7 protein-coding genes are annotated in these 6746 nt (G+C 33.2%); all 7 read right to left on the reverse strand.

Annotated elements, in window-relative coordinates:
• Positions 1–88: 88 nt before the first annotated feature.
• The gene (locus tag LV92_RS03810; RefSeq protein WP_170126279.1) at positions 89–1255 is read right to left on the reverse strand and encodes an arylsulfotransferase family protein; all 1167 of its coding nucleotides are present in this window, start codon (positions 1253–1255) and stop codon (positions 89–91) included.
• A 269-nt stretch (positions 1256–1524) separates the two neighbouring features.
• Positions 1525–2781: a sulfate adenylyltransferase subunit 1 gene (locus LV92_RS03815; RefSeq protein WP_111622291.1), complete on the reverse strand. Its 1257-nt coding sequence runs from the start codon at positions 2779–2781 to the stop codon at positions 1525–1527.
• Positions 2782–2801: 20 nt separating this feature from the next.
• Positions 2802–3707 carry a sulfate adenylyltransferase subunit CysD gene (gene cysD, locus LV92_RS03820; protein WP_072864069.1) on the reverse strand — a complete coding sequence of 302 codons (906 nt, stop codon included), beginning with the start codon at positions 3705–3707 and terminating at the stop codon, positions 2802–2804.
• A gap of 4 nt (positions 3708–3711) precedes the next feature.
• Positions 3712–4302, reverse strand: a complete 591-nt coding sequence (gene cysC / locus LV92_RS03825; RefSeq protein WP_072864071.1) for an adenylyl-sulfate kinase — start codon at positions 4300–4302, stop codon at positions 3712–3714.
• Positions 4287–4712 (reverse strand): DUF2061 domain-containing protein, encoded by a 426-nt coding sequence (locus LV92_RS03830; RefSeq protein WP_072864073.1) that lies wholly within the window; start codon positions 4710–4712, stop codon positions 4287–4289. The genes cysC and LV92_RS03830 overlap by 16 nt, the downstream gene beginning before the upstream one ends.
• A complete protein-coding gene (gene cysQ / locus LV92_RS03835) occupies positions 4712–5533 on the reverse strand; it encodes a 3'(2'),5'-bisphosphate nucleotidase CysQ (protein ID WP_111622292.1) in 822 nt (273 codons plus the stop codon). Before cysQ ends, LV92_RS03830 begins: the two co-directional genes overlap by 1 nt.
• Before the next feature lie 904 nt (positions 5534–6437).
• A partial coding sequence (locus tag LV92_RS03840; RefSeq protein ID WP_146613508.1) for an integrase core domain-containing protein occupies positions 6438–6746 on the reverse strand: 309 nt, incomplete at its 5' end.

The raw sequence follows: 6746 nt of genomic DNA on the forward strand, positions 1-6746 counted from the left end.
GCGAAAAAAGTCAAAAAAACTCCTGAAATAATAGCAATTATTCCGGCTCCAAGCCCGGGTCCTAGATATAAAAACATAGTTATGATATTTAGTTAATTATTCGGCTCCAAAAAAGACTCGAAATATGATTGTCATCAAGTCTTTTTACAAATTTAATTTTTTTATGGATACTATCCCCAATTATTATTTTTCCATTATTTGTTTCTTCTATAAATATGTCACCATTAGGCAAGATATCGCATCTTCCTGAGGTAATGGTCCTTACCATTTCATTTTTTAATAATCTACTATATGGGGTAGTAACAGTGTCTTTTTCAAAGTCATAAATATAAACTTCATTGTTTTTCCTTTTGGAACTGAAGAAAAGATTTTGGGAAGTTAATTTGGGGTCTATTCTACTTTCTTCACGAATAACATCATTTCCATAGACGACTACTTTATTATTATCCAGAAAATCTACATCATGTTGATTATACCAAGGACCGTGTTTTATCCAAATTATTTTTGAGGTACTGGGTCTGTATAAAAATATTGTACTAAGATTTCTACAGGATATTAAAAGGTCTCCTTTATTCCAATATTCCGAATTGGTAAGAGCCGGTTGTATATCATTTAAATGAATGGGGTCACTTATAAATTGACCTTTGGATAGAAGTAAATCCTCATATCCATTTTCCAACAATATTTCAATTACTGATTTACTGTTGATTATTTCACCATTCTTAGGGTTTATTTTGGTGATTTCATCGTCCAAAAGAATTGTTTTATATGCATCGTAATCTTCAGGTAACATGTCATATTTCCCTGATATGAAGGGTTGTGTTGTTGCGTAAATATATCCTTCATGGTCTTCTTCCAGGGTATGATGGTAATTCCTATCGTTTTTTAGCCAAACTGTTTTACCGTTTTTATCAATTTTAACCAATAAACTTGTAAGTTGGGAATTCAGTATTAATGAACTATCCTGGGAGAAGAAAGGATGCATGAAATACAAATCACTACCCTTTTCCTGTTTTCTGGGGTTCATTTGATTGTACGCTTGATCAAACAGGCTTTTATTGTCCGGTTCCCAACGTTTTATTAATTTGCCGGTACTCAATTCAAAAAGATCAAATTTTTGGCCAAATTCTTCTCCTTTATGGGAAATCAATATTTTAGGATATAGTTCAATATTATCAGAGCCAAAATATGTGAAACCATCTTTGTCTTCCACATTCTTGACTAAAAATTCAGCAGGCTTAAAAACTTGCTTCATCAAAGACGGTAATTCGGCTAAAATTTTAATAGGTTCTACAAGTGGTCCAAATCTTTTAACACCCCCATCCGTTGATAAATAAATATTACGGACTGTTGATGACAGGAAAATGGAAAAAAACAAGAGCCCAGTTATTGCAATAAAAATGAACCGTAACTTTTTCATAATAGAATTAAAGAATTATTTTTTTGTTTTTAATTATTAATCGATATAAGTGACACAAATTCGGTTTAATGTAATAAAAAGGGGTCTTGACAAACTAATTAATTTTAAACTATCATTCCTGCCGCAACTGTTTCATTAGTATCATCATCTATTAAGATAATACTACCTGTAATCCGGTTTTCACGGTAAGAATCGATCAATAGTGGTTTTGTCGTCCTTATCCTTGCCTTACATATGTCGTTCATCCTTAATTCTTTTTCGTTTGGTAAACGGGAAAGAGAGTTTATGTCAATTTTGTAAACAATTTCCTTAATAATCGCCTTTTGCTCATTGGAGGTATGTCTAATGGTATATTTTGAAGCAGGTTTTGCAGGTAAATGGGTTAACCAACATAACATTACTTCAATATCTTGGGATGCCTCCGCTTTATTATTTGATCTAACGATCATATCCCCTCTACTTACGCCAATATCATCTTCAAGGGTTATAGTGACCGACATGGGTGCAAAAGCATTTTTTAATTCTCCAGCAATTGTATCTATAGTTTTTATTTTGGAAGTAAACCCGGAAGGCATTACTGTAATCTCATCTCCTTTTCTAAAGACCCCACTGGCTACTCGCCCAGCATATCCCCTATAATCAGGATATTCAGCACTTTGGGGGCGTATAACGGTCTGCACGGGAAATCTGGCATCTACCTTATTAATGTCACTACTTATGTGAATAGTTTCCAAAGTGTACAAAAGGAGGCCACCTTGGTACCAAGGCATGTTTTCAGATCGATGTACTACGTTATCACCTAAAAGGGCGCTTATAGGGATAAATCTGATATCCTTGACCAACAATTTTGATGAAAATTCTTCAAATTGAGCTACAACCCCATCATATATTTCTTCCTTAAAATCTACCAGGTCCATTTTATTTATGCAGACTATAATATGTGGAATCTGAAGTAAAGATGCAATAAATGCATGCCTTTTGGTCTGTTCAATTACACCGTGGCGCGCATCAATTAAGATAATGGCAGCGTTGGCCGTTGAAGCACCAGTGACCATATTTCTTGTGTACTGTATATGCCCGGGAGTATCTGCAATAATAAACTTGCGCTTAGGAGTGGTAAAGTACCTATAGGCAACATCAATGGTGATACCTTGTTCTCTTTCATCCTTTAACCCATCTGTAAACAAAGCCAAATCAACCCCGTCATGACCTTTGTTAATACTTGTATTTGTAATTGCCTCCAGTTGATCCTCGAATATAGATTTGGAATCGTAAAGTAAGCGTCCAATCAAAGTACTTTTACCATCATCTACACTGCCGGCCGTTGTGAATCGCAATAATTGACTATTATTAATATTCATTATTTCGTAATTAAATTTTGTTAAAAGTACCCTTGTCTTTTTCTGTCTTCCATGGCCGTATCCGATCTTTTGTCATCACTTCTGTTACCACGTTCCGTATTTCTCATGGCTGCTACTTCTTGCACTATTTTTTCAAGTGTATCAGCTTCTGATTCTATCCCCCCCGTTATAGTAATATCTCCCAGAGTTCTAAAACGAATCTTTTTTAGATAAGTTTTTTCCTTGGATTCTAGAATTAAAAATTCTGAATTTGGAATCCAGGAATCATTCCGCCAAACTACCTCTCTTTCATGTGCATAATATAAAGATGGTATCTGAATACCTTCCCTTTTAATGTAGTTCCAAATATCCATTTCTGTCCAATTGCTAATGGGAAAGACCCTGAAATGCTCTCCTTGGAAGTGTTTTCCATTGAATAAATTCCAAAGTTCTGGGCGTTGATTTTTTGGATCCCATTGCCCAAATTCATCCCTATGGGAGAAGAAACGTTCCTTGGCACGAGATTTTTCTTCATCTCTTCTTCCTCCTCCTATGGCACAATCTATTTTATTAGTTTCTATGGTATCCAATAGTGTCGTAATCTGTAGGGCATTTCTTGTGGCGTTTTTGCCTTTTTCTTCTGCTATTCTACCTTTATCAATAGAATCCTGCACGTAACCAACGATAAGTCTAACTCCCATAACTTTAACTAACTCATCTCTAAAAGAAATGGTTTCAGGAAAGTTATGACCTGTATCCACGTGCATTAAGGCAAATGGGATTTTACTTGGAAAAAAGGCTTTTTTAGCTAAATGTGTTAAAACAATGGAATCTTTGCCACCAGAGAAAAGAATTACTGGATTTTGAAATTGGGCCCATACTTCCCTAAGAACATAAATAGACTCTGATTCTAATTCATCCAAATAGTTTAAAAAGTATTTATTCATGATTTCAGAGTATTAATTTATTTTTAATTTTGTCATATATAATCTCAACGGATTCTTCAACAGAGTGCAACTCAGAAACCTCTACGTCAGGATTTTGAGGAGCTTCGTAGGGTGCGGAAATCCCTGTCATATTTTTAATTTCCCCTTTTCTGGCCTTTTTGTACAATCCCTTAACATCCCTTGTTTCACATACTTCCAAGGATGTATTCACAAATACCTCCACATAATTTTCATTTTCTATTATTGCCTTTATAAATTCCCTATCTTCTTTATAAGGAGCAATAAAAGCAGCGAGGACAACCACACCAGCATCCACAAATAATTTGGAAATTTCCCCTATCCGTCTAATATTTTCTGATCGGTCCTTTTTACTAAAAGAGAGATTTTGATTAATCCCGCTACGTACGTTATCTCCATCGAGAACATAGGTTTTAATATTGAGGTGATGCAATTTTTGTTCCAAGGCATTAGCAATAGTAGATTTTCCAGATCCGGAAAACCCAGTAAAAAATATCAAGAAGGAATTATGTCCGTTTGCCTCTCTTCTGAGAGTACGGCTTATTTTATACTCTTGTTGTACTATGTTTTTTTCCATTTTTTAGCTCTTCTTGTTTTATCCAAACCAAAATTTATCTTATACCATGTACGTTCATGTAAATAATATAAAATCATTTTTGTAATTATTTCTGCTGCTCCAATCTTTAATCCTGTGAGTGCATTTCCTGTAATAAACCATGAAAGGGTAATTGTGTCTAAAGTACCAATTATTCGCCAAGAAATAGTTTTTATTATGTGTCGTGTTTTGCTTTCTTCAACATAAAATTTAAACCAGAACCTCTCATGGAGATAGTAAAGTATTAATTTTGTGAACATTTCGAGCATCCCAATTTTTAGCCCTGTAAATGGGTTGCCTGTGATTGCCCATGAAAGTACAATGGTATCCACGGTGCCCACTAATCTCCATGTTATTGTTTTGGCAATATGCCTTTTGTGAGAGCTATCCATTATGAATTTTGAAGTATAAAATGATTGTTCAACAAATTTTCCTTATTATACATTAATTCATCTTGGGAGTTTTTTGATAATACTTTTAATCCTACCGCCTTGCAAATAGCATGGCCTGCAGCCGTGTCCCATTCCATAGTTGGGGCAAAACGCGGATAAACATCTGCTTTACCTTCAGCAATCATACATAGTTTAAGGGAGCTTCCCATGGAAACAATTTCCACTAGATCATACTTTTGCTTCAAGTCCTTTATAAAATCCAAAGTTTCCGAATTCATATGTGATCGGCTTCCTACTACCCTAATGGTATTTATTGGAGCAGGGTTAGGTGAAATTTTATTTTGAACATCATAAAGCTCACCTTTTATCATGTATTCTTCTTTTAACTGTCTTTTAAACGCATTTCTACTTTTCACATCGGCATAAAACAGTTCTTTGCTATTAGGGGCATAAATTACTCCGAGAATTGGTATTCCATTTTCACATAGTGCTATATTAACAGTGAATTCGCCATTTTTATTGACAAATTCTTTTGTTCCGTCCAAAGGGTCTACTAGCCAACATTTTTTCCAATTCTTTCTAATGTCATAGTCCGAATTCTTATTTTCTTCACTAATAATTGGGATATTCGAAGTTTTTAAAAACTTGTTTATGATTATATTGGCGGCTGTATCTGCCTCAGTTAAGGGAGAATTGTCAACTTTTAATTTCTGATTAAAGATTGGTTTATTGTAAACCTTCATGATAGCTATTCCAGCCATTATCGCTGCTTCAATGGCGAGCTCTAAATAATTTTTTAATGCACTCTTTTTATCAGGCATATAAGGTTGAATTGCTTATTGGGTTGGTTTACAATGCAAAATGTAATTATAATTATAGTGTAGACAATGACTTTACGATGTAAGTCCAAATATGTTCGATGAGACGTAGGATAGTTTATGTAAGATAAATTGACTTGTTTAAATTGAATGTTAAAGAATAATTTAGAATACTTAATCTATTCTTTTTATGTTTCATTGCTTGAATAGGATAATTGATAAGAATTATAAAAAGGAACTATTGTAATAATAAGGCCCATATTTCCTAAAGTTATAAACTATTTATTTATTACCGAGGAGAAGTGTACATTTTAAAAAACGTTGATTTAAGCGTAATAGGGAGAATGCCAATATCTATAAAGCCTCTAAAATAGTTGTAATCTATAAAAAAAGACGACTAAAAACAGGCATATATATTCTTAGTAAAAATTATGAATTGAGGACGTCAATAGAAGAAATTATAAAATTTATAACTCATATATGTCTTCAATTTGTTTGTCGATTCTTAAAGCCTAAGAATATTTCAAAAGTAAAAGTAAGGAAAGCAGTTATTGGACTTTTAAAATAAGTTAATAAATTCTTTGTTTCCATTTAATGATATTTTGATTGAAAGGCTATTATAGTTGACCAATTCCTTAGACTAGATTATTAGAAGTAGATAACTAAGTTTGAAACATTAAAAAGTTTTAAGAATTTTGTGGGAATTATTAACATTAAGGATATTGGGTCACAGGCTATTTAAATCAATTATTTTATTTGCCAAAGGAAAATTTAAATATAGATAACTGAAATGATTGGATAAATTTATTCAGACAAGTAAGGTTACTTTTTGATATGTTGGTTTCCCCCATTTAAATGTCTCATCCTAAATAATCGATACAGATTATTGAAGGATTAAATTTAAATATTAAGGCTGAACAATGATAACATTGTTCAGCTTTTTTGATTTGTACTGTTTTCTTTTCAATTTGTTTTGTGCGTGCATTTGTAGTGGTGTGAGCATATGGTTGGATAAATGCGGTCTTTGATCATTATAGATTTCTATGGCATTCTTAATCAGTGCTTTTTTCAATTTTATGTTCTTTATATTTTTTGCCACTCCAAATTCTTGTTTCAATATTCCGTTGACCCTTTCGGCGATGGCATTTTCGTATGGGTCGTATTTTTCAGTCATACTTGACCTTATATTGTTGTTTTTCAAGAGTTGTTGATATTC

This window comes from Arenibacter echinorum, from assembly GCF_003259375.1.
GTDB classification, from domain to species: Bacteria; Bacteroidota; Bacteroidia; order Flavobacteriales; family Flavobacteriaceae; genus Arenibacter; species Arenibacter echinorum.